This window comes from Actinomadura monticuli, from assembly GCF_041463655.1.
GTDB lineage: Bacteria > Actinomycetota > Actinomycetes > Streptosporangiales > Streptosporangiaceae > Spirillospora > Spirillospora monticuli.
In genome coordinates, this window is record NZ_JAXCEI010000007.1 from 125513 (window position 1) to 147693 (window position 22181).

Here is a 22181-nt window from a genome sequence, read left to right on the forward strand (position 1 = left end):
CCCGCCGCCGGGCTCGGGCTCAGTTGTCGCGGCGGGCGGTGAGGACGCGGGCGAGCGCGGCGGCGGCGCCGGACGGGTCGGTGCACGGCGCGATCCGCTCGCCCCAGCCGTAGCAGTACGACCAGCCGTCGCCGGACCGCTCCGGGGCCGCGATGACGTTCTCGTTGATCCGGCGCATGTGCGGGTCGGCGACGAGCGCGGACGGGCGGCGGTCGTCGGGCGCGGCGACCTCGACCGCCCAGCCGGCGGAGCGCAGCGCGTCGGTCAGGCGCTCCAGGTGCCCGAGCGCCGTCTCGGCGTCGGTGATCATCCGCGTGGCCATGGTGCCTCCAAAGGGACATCCCGTGATGGTGTCTGGGGGTCCGCCGGGCGCGGTCCGTCGCGGTACGCGTCACGCGAGGTGGTGCCGGTGGAACGAGGTTCAGTCTCGCGCCGCGTGACATGCGCCACAAGCGGTTTCCGCACATTGGCGGCGGAGACTTCACGGAGCCCGTACCGGCCGTAGAGGCGGGCGAGCGGGCGGGGCGCCCACCAGTTCGCGCGCCCCAGCAGCCGCATCATCGCGGGGACGAGCAGCGCCCGGACGATCGTCGCGTCCATCAGGATCGCGACCGCCATCCCGACGCCCACCATCTTGATGAAGGTGATGCCGGACGTCGCGAACGCGCCGATCACGATGATGAACAGCAGCGCGGCGCTGGTGATGATCGAGCCGGTGCGCTCCACGCCCGCCGCCACCGCCGTGACGTTGGAGCCGGTCCGGTCGTACTCCTCGCGGACGCGCGACAGCAGGAACACCTCGTAGTCCATCGAGATCCCGAAGAGCATGACCAGCATCAGGAGCGGCATCGCGGGCGCGATCGCGTCGATGGCCGTGAAGTCCAGCAGGCCGGACAGGTGGCCGTCCTGGAAGATCAGCACCACCAGGCCGAACGTCGCCGACAGCGACAGCATGTTCATCACGATGGCCTTCAGCGGCAGCAGCACCGACCCGAACGCCAGGAAGAGCAGCACGAACGTCGCGCCGCCGACGAGCAGCGCGAGCCACGGCAGCGTGCCGCCGAGGCCGGCCATCTCGTCGACGACGTCGGCGGTGGCGCCGCCCACGTGCACCTGCGCCCCGGCGGGCGCCGGGACGTCCCGGACGTTCTGCACGAGGTCGCGCGCGGCGGCGGAGTACGGGTCGGCGTCGTAGCGCAGCGCGATCCGCGTCGTGTCGCCGCCGGCACCGGTCACGGTGGCGTCGGCGGCGCCGGGGAGCGCGGCCAGGCGGTCGCCGTAGGCGTCGATCGCGGCCCGGTCGGACGTCCCGGTGACGACCGCGTTGATCGGGCTCGTGGCGTTGCGCGGGAACCGCGTCTCCAGCGCCTCGGCGACGGCCCGCGTGTCGGTGCCCTCGGGCAGGGCGGCGGCGTCGACCCCGCCCCAGTTGATGCGCAGGAACGGGCCGCCGAGCGCGAGGAGCAGCGCCACCGTGGCGACGACGTAGACGACCGGGCGGCGCATCACGCTGTAGGCCACCCGTCCCCACCAGCCGCGGGACGAGCGGCGCCCGCCCCGGCCCCGCCTCCGGAGCCGGACCGGCAGCGCGTTGACCTTCGGGCCGAGGACGGCGAGCAGCGCGGGCAGCACGGTCAGCGCGCCGGCCATGCACACGAACACGGTCGCGATGCCGCCGTACCCCATGGAGACCAGGAAGTTCTGGTCGAAGAGGAGGAGACCGGACAGCGAGACCGCGACGGTGACGCCGGAGACCGCGACCGTGCGGCCGGCCGTGTCCATCGTCGTGGCGAGGGCGTCCTCGACCGAGGTTCCGTCCCGCCGGAGTTCCTCCCGGAACCGGCTGACCATGAACAGCCCGTAGTCGATCGCCAGGCCGAGCCCGAGGAAGGTCGTGATGTTCACCGCGAAGCTCGACACGTCGGTCACGTACGCCAGCGCGTGCAGCGCGGTGAACGAGCCGAGGATCGCGATGCCGCCGATCAGCAGCGGCAGGCTCGCCGCGACGAGCCCGCCGAAGATCAGCACGAGCAGCACGAGGAGGAGGGGCATGGCGACGGCCTCGGCGCGCGGGATGTCCGAGGCGACGCGGTCGTCGATGGCGGCCGAGGTGGCGACGGGACCGCCCGCCTTGGCGGTGAGCCCGCCGCCCGCGTCGTCCAGCCGGTCCTTGATCGCCTGGTAGGCGCCCTCCCGCGCGGCGTCGTCGGCGCCCGCGAGTCCGAGGACGGCGTAGGTGGACCTGCGGTCCTCGCTGACGAACGCGGGCGAGCCGGTCGTCCAGTACGTGGCGGTGCCGGCGACCTTCCCGGCCGGCAGCGCGGCCAGGGCCCGCTCGACCGACGCCCGGTAGGACGGGTCGTCGACCGTGGTCGTGCCCTGGTAGAGGACGACGACGTCGGCGGCGTCCCGGCCGAGGGCCCGCTCGGCGATCCGGGTCGCCGCCGCGCTCTCGCTGCCGGGCGTCTCGAAGCCGCCGGAGGAGCTGAGCGCGCCGAAGACTCCCGTCCCCCAGACGCCGGCGAAGACGAGCAGCGCGCCGGCGGCGGCGAGGACCCACCGGCGCCGCCGGTGGACCCATCGGCCCCATCGATCGAACATCGGTCGCCCCCCGCCGCCGCTGCTCTATGCAGGGTAAAAGACGATTTGTACTGTTTTGGGCGTTAAGGGGCGCGATGCGGCGGCCGGCGGTACGGGACCGCCGGCCGCCGGACGCCCAGCCCACGGGCTCGAACCAGCGGGCTCGAACCACCGGGCTCTGACCACCGGGCTCAGGGCACCGGGCTCAGGGCACCGGCTCCAGCTCGGGCCGCGCCGGTGCGGGGGAGCCGCCCTCCCGGATGCCGTACTTGCCGTAGAGCCTCGCCAGCGGGCCGGGAGCCCACCAGTTCGCCCGCCCCATCAGCCGCATCGCGGCCGGCACGAGCAGCGCCCGCACGATGGTCGCGTCCATCAGGATCGCGATCGCCATCCCGACGCCGGTCATCTTGATGAAGGTGATGCCGGACGTCGCGAACGCGCCGATCACGATGATGAACAGCAGCGCCGCGCTGGTGATGATCGAACCGGTGCGCTGCACGCCGGCGGCGACGGCCGCGGTGTTGGAGCCCGTCAGGTCGTACTGCTCGCGGACGCGCGACAGCAGGAACACCTCGTAGTCCATCGAGATACCGAACAGCATCGCCAGCATCAGGATCGGCATCGCGGGGGAGATCGAGCCGGTCGCGGTGAAGCCGAGCGGGCCGGACAGGTGGCCGTCCTGGAAGATCAGCACGACCGCGCCGAACGTGGCCGACAGCGACAGCGTGTTCATCACGATGGCCTTGAGCGGCAGCAGCACCGACCCGAACGCCAGGAACAGCAGCACGAACGTCGCCCCGCCCACCAGCACCGCCAGCCAGGGCAGCGTCGCGCCGATGCTGTCGAGCTGGTCGACGACGTCGGCGGTCATGCCTCCGACGTAGACGTGCGCGCCGGCCGGAGCCGGGACGTCCCGGACCCGCTGGACGAGGTCGCGCGCGGAGCCGGAGTTGGGGTCGGCGTCGTAGCGCAGCGAGATCCGCGTCGTCGTGCCCTGGGCGCCGGTCACCGTCGCGTCCGTCACGCCGGGCAGCGCCGCCAGGCGGTCCCCGTACGCCTGGACCGCGGCCCGGTCGGACGTCCCGGTCACCACGGCCTCGATCGGGCTCGTGGCGTTGCGGGGGAACCGCGTCTCCAGTTGCTCCGCGACCACCCGCGCGTCGGCGCCGTCCGGCAGGACCTTGGCGTCGACCCCGCCCCAGTTGATGCGCAGGAACGGCGCGCCGAGCGCGAGGAGCAGCGCCACCGTGGCGACGACGTAGACCACCGGGCGGCGCATGACGCTGTGCGCGAGGCGTCCCCACCAGCCGCCGGCCCGGTCACCGGACGCGCGGCGCCGCCGGACCGGCAGCGCGTTGACCTTCGGGCCGAGGACGGCGAGCAGCGCGGGCAGGACGGTCAGCGCGGCGAGCATGCACACGAACACGGTCGCGATGCCGCCGTACCCCATCGAGACGAGGAAGTTCTGGTCGAACAGGAGCAGGCCGGACAGCGACACCGCGACGGTGACGCCGGAGACCGCGACCGTGCGGCCGGCCGTGGCCATCGTCGCGGCGAGCGCGTCCTCGACGGACGAACCGCGCTCGACCTCCTCGCGGAACCGGCTGACGACGAACAGCCCGTAGTCGATCGCGAGCCCGAGCCCGAGGAACGTGGTGATGTTCACCGCGAAGATCGACACGTCGGTCACGTAGGTCAGCGCGTGCAGCGCGGTGAACGAGCCGAGGATCGCGATGCCGCCGACGAGGAGCGGCAGGCTGGCCGACACGACGCCGCCGAAGATCACGATCAGCAGCACCAACAGGATCGGCATCGCCATGCCCTCGGCCCGCCCGATGTCGGACGAGACCCGCTCGTTGATCGCGGTCTCGGTGCCGACCGACCCGCCGACCTTGGCGGTGAGCCCGCCGCCGACCTCGGTCAGGTCGTCCTTGACCTGGTCGTAGGCGTCCTGGCGGGCCGCCTCGTCGGCGCCGGCGAGTTCCAGCACGGCGTAGGTCGCCGTCCGGTCCTCGCTGACGAACGCCGGCGCGCGGGTCGTCCAGAACGTGGCGGCGGAGGCGACCTTGTCCTTCGGCAGGGCCGCGATCGCCCGCTCGACCGACGCCCGGAAGGCCGGGTCGTCCACCGTGGTCCGCCCCTGATAGAGGACCACGACGTCCGCCTCGTCCCGGCCGAGGTCCCGGTCGGCGATCCGCGCCGCCTTCGCGCTCTCGCTGCCCGGCGTGTCGAAGCCGCCGGCCGAGCTCAGCGCGCCGAAGACGCCCGTGCCCCACACCGCGGCGAACACCAGCGCCGCGCCCGCCGCGGCGAGGACCCGGCGTCTGCGCCGGTGGACCCACCGTCCCCATCGATCGAACATGACCGTTCCCTTGTCTCGCCGTAACCCGTTAATCGCAGTGAACGTTGTAAACTGCGAACGGCGTTAACTTCGCATACAGCGTTAGCTTCCGTCAAGGGTGTTCTTGAGGAATCATGCGAGGACGGTCCCGGACCTGGCCGGGCATCGGGAAAGAGGCGGCTCAGTGGGAACACGGCGTGATCGGCTGCGCGCCGCGACGGTCAAGGAGATCTCCGAGACCGCCCGGCGGATCCTCGTCGAGGAGGGTCCCGAGGCGGTGACGCTGCGGGCGATCGCCCGCGAGATGGGCATGACCGCTCCGGCGCTCTACCGGTACTTCGACAGCCACGGCGAGCTGCTGCGGCACCTGGTCGGCGACCTGTTCACCGAGCTGACCGGCGAGCTGCGCGCCGCGCTGAAGCGGGTGCCGCACGACGACATGAGCGGCAAGTTCATGGTGGCGTCCCGCCAGTTCCGCAGCTGGTCCCTCGCGCACCCGCGCGAGTACGCCCTGCTGTTCGGCGCGCCGGTCCGCGGCGTCGGCGAGCAGGAGCAGGTCGACTTCGCCGAGGAGTGCGCCCGCCAGTTCGGCTGGACGTTCATGGAGCTGTTCCTGCAGCTGTGGAAGAAGAAGCCGTTCCCGGTCCCGCCCGACGACGAGATAGACCCGGTCCTGCTGCCGCAGCTGCGCGCCTACCGCGACACCGTCCTCGGCGTGGAGCTGCCGCTCGGCGTCATCCAGCAGTTCCTCAAGTGCTGGATCAGGCTCCAGGGCGGCGTCAGCCTGGAGGTGTTCGGCCACCTGGAGTTCGCGCTCACCGACGCCGAGCCCATGTTCGAGCTGATGCTCGCCGAGATCGCGCCGCAGATCGGCCTCACCTACACCCGGCGGTGACCCGCGCGGGACGACCGGGCCCCGCCGGCCTTCACGGCCGCCGCGTCACCGGGCGGGACGGGGCGCCGCCGCGGGCAGCCGGACGGTGAACACCGCGCCCGCACCCGGACGGCCGTCCGCGGTGAGGGTGCCGCCGTGGCCGTCCACCACCTCGCGGGCGAGCGCGAGGCCGGGTGGGAGGCGCGCGTGTGCACCTGCGCGAGCCGGGTCGCGAGCGCGGCCAGCAGCCGCCCCCGCCGCCGCCCCGCCGCCTGCTCCGCCTCATCGTCCGCGGGGACTGACACCGGCGTTCGACGCACTCGGCCATCCGTGCGCTCCGGCCTCCCGGATCGGACGCGGGTGCGCTGACCATTGCCATCGTGTCCGCGGACATGATTGATTAGGGCTTCCGATTTGGAAACGCTGTTTCTTTCACAGAAACGGCCTGGCCTTCTCGTGCCGTAGGCACGACGACCCCCGGTGCCGCCGAGCGGCGCCCGGTCCTCCCGTCCGCACCGCCGAACGAGAGAACGGACCACGATGAGCGCAGCCCCACCGACCCCGTCCGCCCGGATCGCCGCGTTCGCCGGGCGTCCGCCGGTTCCCTTCGACCCCGCGCGGGCCGCCCCGTTCGGCTGGTGGCCCGCGATCTGCATCGCCCTGGTGGCGCTGATCGACCGGGTCGAGGCCAACCTCATGGCCGGCGCGCTGCCCCGGATCCAGGAGGAGTTCGGCTTCTCCGACACCGCCGGCGGCGCCATCGCCACCGCCGCCGCCCTGGCCGGGGTCGTGCTGCTGATCCCGGCCGGACGGCTCGCCGACCGTACCCGGCGGACCTGGACGATCGCCGCCGTGGTCGCCGTCTGGTCGCTGCTGACGGTCGGCAGCGGGCTGGCGCAGTCGTACGCGACGCTGTTCGCCGTCCGGGTCTTCCTCGGCGGTGCGGGGCTGCTCTACAACCCGTCCGGCTCCAGCCTGATCGCCGACTACTTCCCCGGCTCCGGACGCGCCCGCGCCTTCGGGCTGGAACGCTTCGCCTACTACTCCGGGCTCCCGCTCGGGATCATGGTGGGCGGGGCGCTGGCCCAGGCGTTCGGCTGGCGGACGATGTTCTTCCTCGTCGCCGTCCCGGGCGTGGTCATCGCGCTGCTGTGCCTCACCGTCCGCGAGCCCGTCCGGGGGCTGGGCGACCGCATCGAGGCCATGCGCTCGGGGACGCCCGGCACCGGCGCGGCCGGCGACCCGCCCGTGGCCGCGGCGGCGCGGGAGCCGCTGGCCGCGCAGTTGCGCTCCCTGCTGGCGATCCGGACGCTGCGGTCGGTCGTCCTGGGGCTGACGATCCTGTTCTTCGGCCTCGGCGGCCTCTTCTTCTGGATGCCCAGCTACTACCAGCGCACCTACGACCTCGCCGAGGGCCCGGCCGCGGCCATCGCGGGCGGCGTGGGGCTGGCCGGGATGGTCGTCGGCACGCTCATCGGGAGCCGGTACGGGGACCGGCGGCACGGGCGCTCACCCGGCTGGCGCGTCCACTTCGGCGCGATCGGCCTGGCGGTCGGCACGGCCGGGCTGGCGGGCGCGGTCCTGATCCCGGCGCTGCCCGCGCAGGTCGCGTTCTACTGCCTCGCCAACATCGGGTTCTCGATCGCCATCCCCACCCTCACGGCGGCCAACGCGGACATCGTCAGCGCGGACCGCCGCGGGCTGGGGTTCGCGGTGCTCCAGTTCCTGATCACGCTCGGCGGGGCGGCCGGGCCGCTGCTGGTGGGCGCGGCGTCCGACCTGACCGGGTCGCTGCGCGGCGCCTTCACGGTGCTGCTGCTCCCGCTGCTGGCCGGGACCCTGGTCGCCTTCGGCGGCCGCCGCCACTACGACGCCGACGCCGCCCGCGCCCTGAACCCGTCCGGTCAGGCGGAAGGCCCGCACCCCCGCGACCCGGCGGAAGGCACCCCGAAGAAGTGAGGCCGACGCACCGCCCGGTGCGCACCGCCGCTGGACGGCGGGACTCTGCTCCCGGCGTTCGGCCGGGCAGCGCGAAGGCCCCCGGACCCGCGACGGGTCCGGGGGCCTTCGGGGAGGCGCGTCAGTAGGACGGCTGGCTCGGGTCGATCTGGTTGACCCAGGCCAGGACGCCGCCGCCGACGTGGACGGCGTCGGCGAAGCCGGCGTTCTTCACGACGGCGAGGGCCTCGGCCGACCGGACGCCCGACTTGCAGTGCAGGACGATCTTCTTGTCCTGCGGCAGCCGCTCCAGCGCGGACCCGTTCAGGAACTCGCCCTTCGGGATCAGCGTCGCGCCCGGGATCGAGACGATCTCGTACTCGTTCGGCTCGCGGACGTCCACGAGGAAGATGTCCTCCCCGCCGTCCTGCATGGCCTTGAGGTCGTGGACGGTGATCGTGGAGTCCTTGGCGGCCTCGGTGGCCTCCTCGGACACCGCGCCGCAGAACGCCTCGTAGTCCTCCAGGAGCTCGGTCTGGGTCGGGTTCTTGCCGCACAGCGGGCACTCGGGGTCCTTGCGGACCTTGACCGACCGGTACGTCATCTCCAGCGCGTCGTAGATCATCAGCCGCCCGACGATCGGCTCGCCGATGCCGGTCAGCAGCTTGATGGCCTCGTTCACCTGGATGGAGCCGATCGAGGAGCACAGCACGCCGAGCACCCCGCCCTCGGCGCAGGACGGCACCATGCCGGGCGGCGGCGGCTCGGGGTAGAGGCAGCGGTAGCAGGGGCCGTACTCGGCCCAGAAGACGGACGCCTGGCCGTCGAACCGGTAGATCGACCCCCACACGTACGGCTTGCCGAGCAGCACGGCCGCGTCGTTCACCATGTACCGGGTGGCGAAATTGTCGGTGCCGTCCAGGATCAGGTCGTACTGGGAGAAGATCTCCATGATGTTGTCGCGGTCGAGCGCGGTGTTGTGCACGACCACGTCGATCAGCGGGTTGATCTCGCGGACGGTCTCGGCCGCCGACTCGACCTTCGGCTTGCCGAGGGACGACTGCCGGTGGATGATCTGCCGCTGCAGGTTGGACTCGTCCACGACGTCGAAGTCGATGACGCCGAGGGTGCCCACCCCGGCGGCGGCGAGGTAGAGGAGGGCGGGGGAGCCGAGGCCGCCGGCGCCCACGACCAGAACCTTCGAGTTCTTGAGGCGCTTCTGCCCGGACATGCCCACGTCGGGGATGATCAGGTGCCGCGAGTAGCGGTTGACCTCGTCGCGGGTGAGCTCCGCTGCGGGCTCGACCAGAGGTGGCAACGACACGGTGGGTGCTCCTGTGCTGACGCTCGGCTGTTTGGGAGGGCAGGACGTCACTGTCCTCTCCCCGCACAACCTTGCCATGTCCCGCCGCATTCCCCGCAGCCGCCCGCCCGCGATACGCCCACGTCGGCGGGTGGTGCGGAATGAATCGTGGCGAAACGGGCACTGGTCGGTCGCCGAGCCGGTCAAGGGACCGTCTCGCCGGTGATGAGAGGTGACGGGTGATGAACGTCTTCAAGCGGTTCTCGCGGAGCCGTGCCGGTGGTCGCGCCGCCGGGGCGCGGCGGAGGCCGAGCCTGCGGGAGCGGCGGGCGCGCCGGCAGACCAGGGAGGCCGAGGCCAGACTCCTGGAGACCGAGGCCCGCATCCACGAGGAGGCCGACCGCATCCGCCGCGACATCCGGAGCAACGCATAGCCGGGAGCACCGCATATTCCGCGGCTCAACGGGCATGGGCTGGGACCCACGACATGCGACGACTCGCCTGAGGACTCGCATACAGGAGGAGAAGCCATGAGCGTCCTCGACAAGCTCAAGAACACGATGCAGAAGACCATGGGCCGGGGCAAGGAGGAGGCCGGGCGCCGTACCGGCAACCCCGACCTGGAGGCCGAGGGCCGCAAGGACCGCGCGGCCGGCGGCGCCAAGCAGGTCGGCGAGCAGGCCAAGGACGCCGCCAAGGACGCGCGGCGCACCTTCGGTTCCTGACCGCTTTCCGCGCGTCTTTCCGCGCGTGGTCTGAGCGTCTTCCGAGTGTTTCCGATCGCCGCGGCGGGGAGGAGGGCGGCCTTACCCGGTTGGCAGGGCGGAATGTCGTGAAGCACAGTTAATCTTGACTGTTGTGGCATTCCTGCCCCCCTCCCAGCAGCCGCCCCCGCCGCGGCCCGTCCACCCGAGCCCGCCGCGATTCGGGCCGGCGGGCCCGCCGGCCCCCGCGCACCCGACGGTCCTCGGGCTGACCGGCCGCCAGTGGATGGTCGCCGCCCTCGCCGTCGGCTGCTGCTACCTCGTCACCACCGGCATCGCGGTGACGGGCGCCTGGACGACCTTCAACCGCGCGCCCACGAACGCCGAACTCCAGGTGGCGGCGAACAAGGAAGTCGCGCGCCGCTGGCAGGCGTGGCCCGCGAGCCGCGTCTTCCCCGACAAGGTCTCCTACCGTCCCGGCGGCAACCACAGCGAGTACGCGTCGCGGACGGGCATCGTCCCCGACACCGGCTGCGCCCAGGCCGTCGACGAGGAGCTCGCGGCGACACTCGCCAAGTACGGCTGCCGGGCCGTGCTGCGCGCCACCTATGTCGACCAGTTGCAGGGCGTCGTCGTCACCGTCGGCGTCGTCGCGTTCCCCGACCCGTGGAAGGCCGACCGCGCCTACAAGGAGCTGCCGCCCTCCCAGGGCCCGGACGAGGGGTCGGGCCCGGTGCGTCCCGCGCTGCGCGCCGCCGCGTTCCCGGGCACCGCGTCCGCCAGGTTCACCGACGAGGCCCGCCAGGACCGGACGATCGACCGCGGCGGCCCGTACGTCGTGCTGACGGCGTCCGGGCAGTCCGACGGCCGTCCCGCGGCCGCGATCGAGAAGGAGCGGCCCGGCCTCCCGTTCACCGTGGCGCCGCAGATCGGCCACGCGATCGCGCGGTCGCTCGCCACGAAGGCGCTGCCCGACTGCGAGGACCCGGAGTGGCAGTGCTGACCCGGGCGCGGCCGATCCCGGCGCGGCGGGGCCGGGCGCGGCGGGGCCGGGCGCGGGCCGGCACGGGCGCCGTGCTGCTGGCCGCCGCGCTCGCCGGAAGCTGGCTGCCGCCCGTCCCGGCGCACGCCGACCTGGTCCGCGACCGGCAGCGGCCCATCCTGAAGCTCCTCGGCATGGACGCCGCCTGGAAGATCACCAAGGGCGCGGGCGTGACGGTCGCCGTCGTCGACTCCGGCGTCGACCCGAGGCAGGCGGACCTGCGCGGCAAGGTCACCACCGGCCCCAACATGATCGCCGCCGTCGACGTGGGGCGGCCCGCGCGGCTGCACGGCACCGGAATGGCGTCGCTGATCGCCGGGCAGGGCCACGGCGCGGGCGGCCGCTCCGGGATCATCGGGATGGCCCCGCAGGCGCGCATCCTCGCCATCCGGTCGATCAGCGAGCCGGAGGACGCCGGCTACACCCGCTACCAGCGGTCTGAGGCGGCCCGGAACTCGGTGGCGCGCGGCATCAAGTACGCCGTCGACCACGGCGCCGACGTCATCAACCTCTCGCTCGGCCGGGAGGACGAGGAGCCGGAGGAGCGCGAGGCCGTCGGCTACGCCATCGGCAAGGGCGTCGTGGTGGTCTCGGCGGTCGGCAACGACGGCGAGAAGCAGCGCCTGCTGGACGAGGACGGCTTCGCGCCGTACTCCTACCCGGCGTCCTACCCCGGCGTCATCGCGGTCGCGGCGGCCATGCCCGGCCACGAGCGCGCGCCGTTCTCCAACCGCAACTACTCGGTGGTGCTGTCCGCGCCGGGCGTCGGCCTGCCCGTCGCGCTCCCCGGCGGCGGGTACGGCGTCAGCGACGGCACCAGCGACGCCTGCGCGATCGTCTCCGGGATCGCCGCGCTGATCCGCGCGAAGTACCCGGACATGGCGCCGGCGCTGGTGTCGCAGGCGCTCGTCCAGAGCGCCCGGAACGGGCCGAAGGGCGGCTACGACCCGGAGATCGGGTTCGGCGAGGTGCACGCCGCCCGCGCGCTGTCCGCGGCGGAGTCGATCACGTCGGCGCGTCCGGGCCCCGCCAGGGGCAAGCCCGCCCGGGAGCGGTTCGGCACGGCCGACCCGGGCCCGGTGAAGATCATCGACCATCCCGCCTGGGTCGGCTGGACGGTCGTCGCGATCCTCGTGCTCGGCCTCGGCGGGACGGCCGGAGGCGGCGCGATCGCCCTCGCGTTCCGGCGCCGGCACCCGAGGCCCGCGGGCGGCCCGTCCCCCGGCCCGCTCCCCGGCCCGCCGCAGGGCGGCGCGCCGTTCCGCCCGCCGCCCCCGCGCCCGCCCTACATCGCCCCCGGGCCCCCGGGACCGCAGCGACCGCAGCGACCGCACCGACCGCCGGGACCGCAGCGACCGCAGGAATCGCCGGGTGGACCGTCGTTCGCGCCCCCGTCCTGACCCCGCTTCGGCTACGCTCCGCTGCGTGTCGCGCGCCGAGATCACCGCCCCGGGCACCGAGCCGGAACCGGCCTCCGGGGAGCCGTGCGGAGGATGGCGGGTGTCGCGCCGGACGGCCGCGCTGGTCGCGGCGTCCGCGTGCGCGACGGTGCTGGTCGTCGCCGGGGTGCGGCTGTCGGCGGAGCTGACCCGCGGCCCGACGCCCGCCGAGCGCGCCGCGGCCGCCTCGGCGGAGCTGGCCGGCCGCTACCGCGGCTGGCCCGCCGGGAAGATCTTCCCCGCCGAGCTCGCGTACACGCTCGGCCAGTCGTCGCCGGAGACGGCCCGCCGGGTCGGGATCGGCACCGACACCCGCTGCGAGACGGCCGCCGACGACCCGCTCGCCCGCTCCCTCACGTCCCGCGGCTGCCGCGCCGTGCTCCGCGCCACCTACCTCGACCAGGCGCAGGGGCTCGCGGTGACGGTCGGGGTGGCGGCGTTCCCGGACGAGCGGTCCGCGCGCGAGGCGGTCGAGTGGTTCCCCGGCGACGGCGCGCCCCGCCCCGGGCTGCGGGCGCTGCCGTTCCCGGACTCGGTGGCCGCCCGGTTCGGCGACGCGGCCCGGCAGACGTCCGCCGCCGCGCAGCGCGGCCCGTACGTGGTCGCGGCGACGGCCGGGTACGCCGACGGGCGTCCCGCGCTGCGCGGGCCGCAGGCCGACCTGGCCGAGCTCGCGCCGCAGCTGGTGCGCGGCGTGCTGCGGCCGCTGGCCGCGCCCGCGAACGTCCGCTGCGGCGAGCGGGAGTGGCGGTGCTGACGCGCTTCCCCATGGTGCTGACGCGGTTCGCCGCGGCGCTGGCCGCCACCGCGCTGGCCGCCCCGGCGCTCGCCGTCCAGCCCGCCCCCGCCCGCGCCGACCAGGTCCGGGACGCGGTCATGCCCGTGCTGGAGTCGCTGAACGTGCCGCACGCGTGGACGATGGCGAGGGGGAGCGGCGTCACCGTCGCCGTCCTCGACTCGGGGGTGGACGCCGATCAGGCCGACCTCGCCGGGGCGGTCACCCTGGGCCCCGACCTCACCCGCGGCGCCGGGCCGGCGGGCGCCCGGCCGAAGCGGCTGCACGGCACCAACATGGCGTCCATCATCGCCGGGCACGGCCACGGCCCCGGCGGCGCGCTGGGCATGGTCGGCGTCGCGCCCGAGGCGCGGCTGCTGTCCCTGCGCGTGATTCTGGAACGTGACGAACCGGGCTTCGCGGAGTTCACCGGCGCCGAGCGCTTCGCCGGGACGATCGCGGAGGGCATCCGGTACGCGGTCGACCACGGCGCCGACGTCATCAGCCTGTCGCTCGGCCGCTCGTACCCGACCCCGCGCGAGCGGGAGGCCGTCGCGTACGCGATCAGCCGGAACGTGGTGGTGGTCGCGGCGGCGGGCAACGGCGGCGCCGACCGGACGGCCAAGCGCGGCGGCCACACCAGGTACTCCTACCCGGCGTCGTTCCCCGGCGTGATCTCCGTCGCCGCCGTCGACGCGGAGGGGCGGCACGCTGGGTTCTCCAACCGCAACTCGGGCGTCGTCGTGTCCGCGCCCGGCGTGCAGATCATCGGCGCCGGGCCGGACGGCGGCTACTGGATCGGGGACGGCACGAGCCCCGCGACCGCGTTCGTCTCCGGCATCGCCGCGCTCATCAGGTCGCGGCACCCGGGGCTCGCGCCGGCGCTCGTCACGCAGGCGATCGTGGCGAGCACCCGGAACCGGCCGGAGCGCGGCTACGACCGCGCGGTCGGGTTCGGGCGCGTCGACGCCGTCGCCGCGCTGACCGCGGCCGACGCCCTCGCGGGCGCCCGGATGAGCGGCGCGGGGCTGGCGCCCGGCCGCCGGTTCGCGGACGAGCCCGTCCGCCCGGTCGCGGTCGTGCGCCGCTCCGGTGGGCTGGTCTTCACCTACGCGCTGGTCTGCGCGCTGGCGCTGGCCGGCCTGGCGGGCGCCGCCGGGTACCTGCGCGCCGCGCCGCGCGATCCGGGAGAATCGTCGGATGTGGTCCGAACCTGACGAGTACGCCGAGGCGGTGCTGGACGCGGTGGAGCGCATCCCGCCGGGCCGCGTCCTGTCCTACGGCGACGTCGCCGAGCTGGTCGGGCGGGGCGGGCCCCGGCAGGTCGGGCGCGTCATGTCGCTGTACGGCGGCGCCGTCCCGTGGTGGCGGGTGATCCGCGCGGACGGCAGCCCGCCGCAGTGCCACGAGCTGCGCGCGCACGAGCACTGGCGCGCCGAGGGCACCCCGCTGCGTGCCGACGGCCGCCGCGTCGACATGTCGCGCGCGCGTTGGCAGGGACCGTCCTGAGCCCGCGGGGTGTGGGTTTTCTCCCTGGCGACATGCGTGCGTTGTGGTCAGAACCGTCCCGGTGATCTGTTCCAATGAACTGTTGTGCTCTCTGGTTCCTACCGTCTCGTGCGCCGCGCCGGTCCCGCGCGGGCCGTCCCGCCTGCGCTCGACGAGCAGCAGCGGCGGGTCGTCGAGCACGCCGGTGGGCCGATGCTGGTGCTGGCGGGCCCCGGCACCGGGAAGACGACGACGATCGTCGAGGCGGTCGTCGACCGCATCGAGAACCGGGGCGTCGATCCGGAGCGCGTGCTCGTCCTGACGTTCAGCCGGAAGGCGGCGGGTGAGCTGCGGCAGCGCATCACCGGCCGCCTCCACCGGACGACGCGCACCCCGCTCGCGCTCACCTTCCACAGCTACGCGTACGCGCTGATCCGGCGGGACGCGGTGCTGAACGAGGAGCCCGCCCCGCGGCTGCTGTCCGGGCCGGAGCAGCTCCTGGAAGTGCGCCGGCTGCTGGAGGGCGAGCTGGCGGACGGCGCGCGCGGCTGGCCGGAGCGTCTGAGGGCGGCCTTGGCGACGCGCGGGTTCGCCGAAGAGCTGCGCGACTTCACCCTGCGGGCCGTCGAGCGCCAGTACGCCGCGGAAGACCTCGTCGCGCTCGGGCGGATGCGCGGCCGCGACGACTGGCCCGCCATCGGCGGGTTCATGGACCGCTACGTCGACCGCTTCCTGCTCGACCCCGTCCCCACCTACGACTACGGCGAGCTCATCCACATGGCCGCGGGCATGCTCGCCGAGGAGGAGGTGCGGATCCGGGAGCGGGACGCCTACGACGTGGTGTTCGTCGACGAGTACCAGGACACCGACCCCGCGCAGGAGGCCCTCCTGCACCACCTCGCCGGGGAGGGGCGCGACCTCGTCGTGGTGGGCGACCCGGACCAGTCCATCTACGGGTTCCGCGGCGCCGACGTTCGCGGGATCCAGGAGTTCCCCGGCCGCTTCCCCACCCTGGACGGCGAGCCCGCCCCCGTCGTGGCGCTGCGGACGTGCCGCCGCATGGGGCCGGAGATCCTGGCGGCGTCGCGCCGGATCGCGCGCCGCCTGCCCGCCGGGTCGGCCGGCGCCGCCGAGCACCGCGCGCTCCACCCCGTGGACGAACTGGACGACGGCGAGGTGCGGGCCGTCATCGCCGACTCCGAGAGCCAGGAATCGGCCCTCGTCGCCGACGAGCTGCGCCGCGCCCACCTGCTGGACGGCGTGCCCTGGTCGCGTATGGCCGTCCTGGTGCGCAGCGCCGTACGGCAGGTCCCGGTGCTGCGGCGCGCGCTCGCCCAGTCCGGCGTGCCGGTGGTCGTCGCGGGCGACGAGGTCCCGCTGATCGCGGAGCCCGCCGTCCGTCCGTTCCTGGTCCTGCTCAGGGCCGCGCTGAAGAAGGGCTTCCTGGACGAGGTCGTCGCGGAAGACCTCCTCACCGGTCCGCTCGGTGGCGCCGACGCGCTCGCCATGCGGCGGCTCAAGCGGGCCTTGCGCGACCTGGAGGAACTGTCGGGCGGGGACCGTCCGCTCGGGGAGCTTCTGGTCGCGGCCGTCAACGACCCCCGCGAGCTGATCCTCGTCCACGAGCGGGTGCGCGCGCCCGCGGAACGGATCGCCCACCTGATCGAGGTGGCGCGGCGGTCCGTCCACGACGGCGGAACCGCCGAGGACGTGCTGTGGGCCGTGTGGCAGGAGAGCGGCCAGGCCGACGTCCTGCTGGAGCAGAGCGCCAAGGGCGGGACGCGCGGCGCGGCGGCCGACCGCGACCTCGACGCCGTCGTCGCGCTGTTCGACCACGCGGCGCGGTTCGTCGACCGCCTGCCCCAGGCGGGACCGGAACTGTTCGTCGACAACATCGCCTCGCAGGAGATCGCCGGCGACACGCTGGCCGAGCAGGCGCCGGAGGGCGAGGCCGTCCGCATCCTCACCGCGCACCGCGCCAAGGGCCTCGAATGGGACGTCGTGGTGGTCGCCGGCGTCCAGGAGGGCGTCTGGCCCGACGTCCGGCTGCGCGGGTCGCTGCTCGGCGTCGAGGAGCTGATCGAGCACGCCGCCGGCGCCGAACCGGACGGCGACGCCGCGGCGGGCGCGTCCATGGCCGCCAAGATGCTGGACGAGGAACGGCGGCTCTTCTACGTGGCGGTGACGCGCGCGCGCAAGCGCCTCGTCGTCACGGCCGTCGGCGGCGACGACACCGAGGAGCGCCCGTCCCGGTTCCTGAACGAGCTCCTCCCCGGCGCCATCGAGCAGTCGCAGCTGGACGAGAAGACGCGGTGGCTCTCGCTGTCCGCGCTGGTCGCCGACCTGCGGTCGGCGGTCGCGGACCCGTCCCGCCCGGAGCCGCTGCGCCGCGCCGCCGCCGGGCACCTCGCCCGCCTCGCGCGCGCGGGCGTGCGCGGCGCGAGACCGGGGAACTGGTACGCCATCACCGCGCTGTCGGACTCCGGGCCCGCGTTCGCCGACGACGAGCAGATCACCATCTCCCCGTCCCAGGTCGAGGCGTTCACCACCTGCGGGCTGCGCTGGCTGCTCGCCTCCGCCGTCGGCGCGCAGGAGGGCGGGCCCAACGAGTACAGCACCATGGGCAAGGTCGTCCACGCGGTCGCCGAGATGGCCGGCGCCGACGACGGCATCGACGAGGTGCACCTCGCGCAGCGGCTCGACGAGATCTGGAACGACCTGGAGTTCCGCAGCTCCTGGTACTCGGAGAAGCAGCGCGGCCAGGCCGCGGCGATGGTCGGCAAGTTCCTCGCCTGGCACCGCGACAACCCCAACGAGGTCGTCGCCCTGGAGGAGTCGTTCAAGGTCGACCTCGGCCGCGTCGTCATCAAGGGCCGCATCGACCGCGCCGAACGCGACGAGCAGGGCCGCGCCGTCATCATCGACATCAAGACGTCCTCCACCGCCGTCCCCAAGGACGACCTGGCGCGGCACCCGCAGCTCGGCGTCTACCAGTACGCGGTGATGCTCGGCGCTTTCGAGCGGCACGGGCTGATCGAGCCCGGCGGCGCCAAGCTCATCCAGGTCGGCAAGGCGGCGTTCACCGCGAAGGCGCGCGAGCAGGAGCAGCCGCCGCCCGCCGAGGACGCCGATCCCGAGTGGCCCAAGAAGCTCATCGAGATCGTCGCCACCGGCATGGCGAGCGACGTCTTCCAGGCGCGCGCGAACGACAAGTGTCGCACCTGTCCCGTACGCTCCTGCTGCCCCGTCCATGACGAGGGCGGCCAGGTGGGAGACTGAGCGGCTGGGCCGCGAGGCGATCGACTAGCTCGGGGGGAGTGGGGTGATCACGCCGGGAGAGCTGGCCCGGCTGCTGGAGATCCCGGAGCCGACGGAGGAGCAGGCCCGGGTGATCGAGGCGCCGATGGCGCCGATGGCGGTGATCGCGGGCGCCGGGTCCGGGAAGAGCGAGACGATGGCCGCGCGGGTGGTGTGGCTGGTCGCGAACGGCTTCGTCCGGCCCGAACGCGTCCTCGGGCTGACCTTCACCCGCAAGGCCGCCGCCGAGCTGGGCGTACGCGTGCGCAAACGCCTCGACAAGCTGCGCGAGGTCCTGCCGGGGGACGAGCTCGAGCGGCTCGGCGGCGAGGCCCTGTTCGACGGCGAGCCGATGGTCTCGACGTACCACTCGTACGCGGCGCGGCTCTTCGGCGACCACGCCTTGCGCGAGGCCCTCGAACCCACCATGCGGCTGATCTCGCCCGCCGTCGCCTGGCAGATCTGCTCGCGGGTCGTCGACGCCTACGACGGGCCCATGGACCGCATCGACTGGCAGCCCGACACCGTCACCAAGGCCGTCATGGAACTCGCCGGCGACCTCGCCGAGCACCTGCGCACCGCCGAGGACGTCCGCAAGGTCGGCGCCTGGCTGGACGAGCGGCTCGCCGTCGTGAAGAAGCCGCTCAAGGCGCAGCGCGACATCCTCGCCAAACACGCCGTCCGCGAGCAGCTCATGCCGCTGATCGGCGCGTACGCGCGGGCCAAGGCCGACCGCGAGGTCATCGACCACGGCGACCAGATGGCGCTCGCGGCGCGGATCGCCTCCCGGCATCCCGAGGTCGGGATGATCGAGCGGTCCCGGTTCTCCGTCGTCCTGCTGGACGAGTACCAGGACACCAGCCAGGCGCAGCTCGTCCTGCTGCGGTCCCTGTTCGCGGGCGGGCACCCGGTGACGGCGGTCGGCGACCCGTGCCAGTCGATCTACGGGTGGCGGGGCGCGAGCGCCGGGAACCTGCTGCGGTTCGCCTACGACTTCCCGCTGCTGCCGGGAGCCGCCGGGGGGCGCCCGGTGCCGGCGCCCGTCGTCCAGCTGAGCCGGTCGTTCCGGAACGGCGAGCAGATCCTCGAGGCGGCGGCCCGCGTGCAGGAGGAGCTGCGCGCCGAGACGAAGGCGGTGCCGCGCCTCGTCCCGGGCGCGGGACGCGAAGGGCGCGGACGCGTCGAATGCGCCCTGTTCCCCACCGTCGAGGACGAAGCCGACCGCATCGCCGGGCGCATCGCGGGCCTCATGGCCGCCGACCCCGGGACCGCGCCCGACGGCGGCCCGCGGACGGAACCGCCGCAGTACTCCGACATCGCCGTCCTCGCCCGGAAGCGGTCGCAGTTCCCGCTGATCAGGCGTGCCCTGGAGGCGCGTGGCATCCCCGTCGAGGTGGTCGGGCTCGGCGGGCTCCTCACCGTCCCCGAGGTGCAGGACGTCGTCGCGACCCTGCGGGTGATGCACGACCCCACCGCCGGCGCGTCCCTCGCCCGGCTGCTCACCGGCCCCCGCTGGCGCCTCGGCCCCCGCGACCTCGTCGCCCTCGGCCGCCGGGCCCGCGCCCTGGCCCAGGAGGCCGCCCGCGACATCACCCCGCCGGAGGCGGCGCCCGTGGTGGGTGAACCTGTGGTGGGCGAGCCCGTGGCCGACGCGCCGGGGGCGTCCGGTGACGGCGCGGCGCCGTCCGCGGACGATCCGCTGCGGCAGCTCGTCGGGGAGCTGAACCAGGAGACCGGCAGCCTCGTCGACGCGCTCGACGACCTCGGCCCGCCGGACGCGTACTCGCCCGAAGGGCACGGGCGGCTCCGGCGCCTCCGCGACGAGCTGCGCGGCCTGCGCAAGCAGGTGGGGCTGCCGCTGCCCGACCTGGTCAACGAGGTCGAACGGACGCTCGGCCTCGACATCGAGGTCGCCGCGCGGTCCGGCCTCGACCCCGTCACCGCCCGCGCCGACCTCGACGCCTTCATCGACGCCGCCGCCACGTTCGCCGGCGACGCCGAGGACCCGACGCTCGGCGCGTTCCTCGCCTACCTCAAGGCCGCCGAGACCGAGGAGTTCGGGCTGGAGGCCGGACGCGTCGGCGAGACCAACAGCGTCAAGCTCCTGACCGTCCACGCGTCCAAGGGCCTGGAGTGGCCCGTCGTGGTCGTGCCCGGCCTGTCGTACGTCCCGCAGAAGAACGGCGGCCCCGCCAAGGGGTCGATCTTCCCGTCGCCGCCGCAGAACGCCACCCGCTGGACGGCCAACCCGCGCGTCCTGCCGTTCATGCTGCGCGGCGACCGCGCCGACCTGCCGCCGCTCACCGGGCTGGAGAAGGACGACCTCGCCGCGTTCGACCAGGCGTGCTCCGAGCGCGACCTGCGGGAGGAGCGGCGGCTCGCCTACGTCGCGGTCACCCGCGCGTCCAGCCTGCTCATCGCCACCGGCTACTGGTGGGGGTCGTCCGGGCGCCCGCTCGGGCCGTCGCCGTTCCTGGAGGAGGTGCGCGCCGTGTGCATGGCGGGCGCCGGGTCCGTCGCCGTGTGGACCGACCCGCCGCAGGAGGGCGCCGCCAACCCGCTGCTGGCCGACCCGGACGAGGCGCAGTGGCCCGCCGCGCCCGGCGAGCGCGGCCAGTCCGACATCAGCGCCCGCGAACGGTACGAGGCGGTCGTCGAGGCCGCCCGCATGGTCGAGGACGAGATGTCCGGGCGGACGCGGCACTGGCCCGGCGACGCCGGCCTGACCGAAGCCGACCGGGGCCGCATGACCGCGTGGGCCCGCGACGTCGAACTCCTCCTCGCCGAACGCGACCGGGGGCGCGGCGGCGACGGCCTGCTCGTCGAACTCCCCGCGCACCTGTCGGTGTCGTCGCTGGTGTCGCTCGCCCGCGACCCGGCGGCGCTGGCCCGGCAGATCCGCCGCCCCATGCCGCGCCCGCCCGCCCCCTACGCGCGGCGCGGCACCGCGTTCCACGCCTGGCTGGAGAGCCGCTGGGGGCAGCAGCGCCTCCTCGACCCGGACGAGCTGCCCGGCGCCGCCGACGAGGGCGCCGTCGACGACTCGCATCTCGACCGGCTCCGGTCGCGGTTCGAGGAGTCGGAATGGGCGGGGCGCGAGCCCCTCGACATCGAGGTTCCGTTCGAGACGATCATCGGCGACCGGCTCGTCCGGGGCCGGATGGACGCCGTCTTCCGGTCACCCGGCGGCGGCTACGAGGTTGTCGACTGGAAGACCGGTTCGCCGCCGTCCGGGGACGAGGCGCGGTTCGTGTCGGTGCAGCTCGCCGCGTACCGGCTCGCCTGGGCCGAACTCACCGGGGTGGACGTCGCCCAGGTCAGCGCGGCGTTCCACTACGTCAGCGCGAACGTCACCGTCCGTCCGGCCGACCTGCTGGACGCGGCCGGGCTCGCCGCGCTGCTCGACGGCGTCCCCGCCGCGTGATCCACGGCGTCCCCGCCGCGTGATCCACGGCGTCCTCGCCGCGTGATCCACGGTGTTCCGGTGGCGTCCCTGGTGTGATTTGTTGCCGGAATGGGGTGATGAGTCTCACTCACCCCTGTTCACCATGCGTGCTTTCGGGGATGATCCGGGCAACCATCCGAGGGAGGCGACGTGACGGTTACCCACGACGAGAAGGTCGTACGGGAGTTCTCCAAGCAGGCGGCGGGATTCGCCGACCCGGAGCTGAACGTCGCGTTCACCCGTCATCTGGACCGGCTCGTCCACTTCATGGACCCGGAACTCGACCTTGAGGACGTCGTGCTGGAGGTCGCGGCCGGCACCGCCCTCGTGTCCCGTGCGATCGCCCACCGCGTCCGGCACGTGACCGCCCTGGACCTCACGCCCGCGATGCTCGCCGAAGGCAAGCGCGGCGCCGACCGGGCCGGCCTCACGAACATCACCTTCACGCATGGCGACGCGACCGCCCTGCCGTACGTCGACCGGTCGTTCACGCTGGTCGTCACCCGCTTCTCGCTGCACCAGGTCGCCGACCCGGAGGCCGTCGTGAAGGAGATGGTCCGGGTCAGCCGGCCGGGGGCCGCGCTGATCATCGCCGACCTGATCCGCCCCGACGGCCTGGAGGGCGACCCGGACCGCATCGAGCGCCTCCGCGACCCCTCGCACGGCACATCGCTCACCGCGTCGCGGATCGCGGACCTCCTCACCGCGGCCGGCGCCGAGTGCAAGCGCGCCGAGCAGTTCGACTTCGTCCGCCCGCTCGACCCGTGGCTGGAGTTCGCGCAGACGCCGGACGACGCCGCCGCGCGGATCAGGCAGGAGCTGGAGGACGAGTTGTCGGGCGGGCCGGCCACCGGCATGCGTCCGAGCGAGGTCGACGGCGTCCTCCACTTCACGCACTCGTACCTGTTCCAGCAGGCGATCGCCGGATAACGTTTTCGACCAAACGTTCGACGCG

16 protein-coding genes are annotated in these 22181 nt (G+C 74.1%); 12 read left to right on the forward strand and 4 right to left on the reverse strand.

The genetic code is table 11. The features are described 5' to 3' along the window. Positions 1-19 precede the first annotated feature (19 nt). The 3 genes from SM611_RS17530 to SM611_RS17540 all read right to left on the reverse strand — a co-directional run bounded on the left by SM611_RS17530 (position 20) and on the right by SM611_RS17540 (position 4942). Positions 20-322, reverse strand: coding sequence for a hypothetical protein (locus SM611_RS17530; protein WP_371950633.1), 303 nt, complete (start codon positions 320-322; stop codon positions 20-22). Then, complete coding sequence (locus SM611_RS17535; RefSeq protein WP_371950634.1) at positions 307-2601, reverse strand: MMPL family transporter; 2295 nt, start codon at positions 2599-2601, stop codon at positions 307-309. Before SM611_RS17535 ends, SM611_RS17530 begins: the two co-directional genes overlap by 16 nt. Positions 2602-2785: 184 nt before the next feature. After that, complete coding sequence (locus SM611_RS17540; protein WP_371950635.1) at positions 2786-4942, reverse strand: MMPL family transporter; 2157 nt, start codon at positions 4940-4942, stop codon at positions 2786-2788. 163 nt (positions 4943-5105) lie between these two features. Here SM611_RS17540 and SM611_RS17545 point away from each other — a divergent pair, with 163 nt between their 5' ends. Beyond that, positions 5106-5816 (forward strand): TetR/AcrR family transcriptional regulator, encoded by a 711-nt coding sequence (locus tag SM611_RS17545; RefSeq protein WP_371950636.1) that lies wholly within the window; start codon positions 5106-5108, stop codon positions 5814-5816. 519 nt (positions 5817-6335) lie between these two features. Next, entirely contained in the window at positions 6336-7754 is a 1419-nt protein-coding gene (locus SM611_RS17550; RefSeq protein ID WP_371950637.1) for an MFS transporter, read from the forward strand. Positions 7755-7875: 121 nt separating this feature from the next. On the opposite strand, the gene moeZ is transcribed toward SM611_RS17550, so the two are convergent. Beyond that, positions 7876-9057, reverse strand: coding sequence for an adenylyltransferase/sulfurtransferase MoeZ (gene moeZ, locus SM611_RS17555; RefSeq protein WP_371950638.1), 1182 nt, complete (start codon positions 9055-9057; stop codon positions 7876-7878). 221 nt (positions 9058-9278) lie between these two features. On the opposite strand from moeZ, the gene SM611_RS17560 reads away from it, so the two are divergent. The 10 genes from SM611_RS17560 (at position 9279) to SM611_RS17605 (ending at position 22156) form a co-directional block, all read left to right on the forward strand. Further along, complete coding sequence (locus SM611_RS17560) at positions 9279-9470, forward strand: hypothetical protein (protein ID WP_371950639.1); 192 nt, start codon at positions 9279-9281, stop codon at positions 9468-9470. A 96-nt stretch (positions 9471-9566) separates the two neighbouring features. Then, positions 9567-9761, forward strand: coding sequence for a CsbD family protein (locus SM611_RS17565; protein WP_371950640.1), 195 nt, complete (start codon positions 9567-9569; stop codon positions 9759-9761). Between the two features lie 133 nt (positions 9762-9894). Then, positions 9895-10743 (forward strand): hypothetical protein, encoded by an 849-nt coding sequence (locus SM611_RS17570; RefSeq protein WP_371950641.1) that lies wholly within the window; start codon positions 9895-9897, stop codon positions 10741-10743. Further along, positions 10731-12182, forward strand: a complete 1452-nt coding sequence (locus SM611_RS17575; protein ID WP_371950642.1) for a S8 family peptidase — start codon at positions 10731-10733, stop codon at positions 12180-12182. Before SM611_RS17570 ends, SM611_RS17575 begins: the two co-directional genes overlap by 13 nt. A gap of 25 nt (positions 12183-12207) precedes the next feature. Beyond that, complete coding sequence (locus SM611_RS17580; protein ID WP_371950643.1) at positions 12208-12978, forward strand: hypothetical protein; 771 nt, start codon at positions 12208-12210, stop codon at positions 12976-12978. Continuing rightward, a complete protein-coding gene (locus SM611_RS17585; protein WP_371950644.1) occupies positions 12972-14213 on the forward strand; it encodes a S8 family serine peptidase in 1242 nt (413 codons plus the stop codon). Before SM611_RS17580 ends, SM611_RS17585 begins: the two co-directional genes overlap by 7 nt. Next, positions 14197-14505, forward strand: coding sequence for an MGMT family protein (locus SM611_RS17590; protein ID WP_371950645.1), 309 nt, complete (start codon positions 14197-14199; stop codon positions 14503-14505). The genes SM611_RS17585 and SM611_RS17590 overlap by 17 nt, the downstream gene beginning before the upstream one ends. A gap of 84 nt (positions 14506-14589) precedes the next feature. Then, a complete protein-coding gene (locus tag SM611_RS17595; protein ID WP_443112137.1) occupies positions 14590-17763 on the forward strand; it encodes an ATP-dependent helicase in 3174 nt (1057 codons plus the stop codon). A 43-nt stretch (positions 17764-17806) separates the two neighbouring features. Continuing rightward, positions 17807-21205, forward strand: coding sequence for an ATP-dependent helicase (locus SM611_RS17600; RefSeq protein ID WP_371950646.1), 3399 nt, complete (start codon positions 17807-17809; stop codon positions 21203-21205). Positions 21206-21376: 171 nt separating this feature from the next. Beyond that, positions 21377-22156, forward strand: coding sequence for a class I SAM-dependent methyltransferase (locus tag SM611_RS17605; protein WP_371950647.1), 780 nt, complete (start codon positions 21377-21379; stop codon positions 22154-22156). The last annotated feature ends 25 nt before the right edge of the window (positions 22157-22181 follow it).

Coding starts and splice junctions, on each gene's coding strand:
- SM611_RS17535 (WP_371950634.1), bottom strand. CDS start 2,601: ATGTTCGATCGATGGGGCCGATGGGTCCACCGGCGGCGCCGGTGGGTC.
- SM611_RS17560 (WP_371950639.1), top strand. CDS start 9,279: ATGAACGTCTTCAAGCGGTTCTCGCGGAGCCGTGCCGGTGGTCGCGCC.
- SM611_RS17550 (WP_371950637.1), top strand. CDS start 6,336: ATGAGCGCAGCCCCACCGACCCCGTCCGCCCGGATCGCCGCGTTCGCC.
- SM611_RS17540 (WP_371950635.1), bottom strand. CDS start 4,942: ATGTTCGATCGATGGGGACGGTGGGTCCACCGGCGCAGACGCCGGGTC.
- SM611_RS17530 (WP_371950633.1), bottom strand. CDS start 322: ATGGCCACGCGGATGATCACCGACGCCGAGACGGCGCTCGGGCACCTG.
- SM611_RS17565 (WP_371950640.1), top strand. CDS start 9,567: ATGAGCGTCCTCGACAAGCTCAAGAACACGATGCAGAAGACCATGGGC.
- SM611_RS17590 (WP_371950645.1), top strand. CDS start 14,197: ATGTGGTCCGAACCTGACGAGTACGCCGAGGCGGTGCTGGACGCGGTG.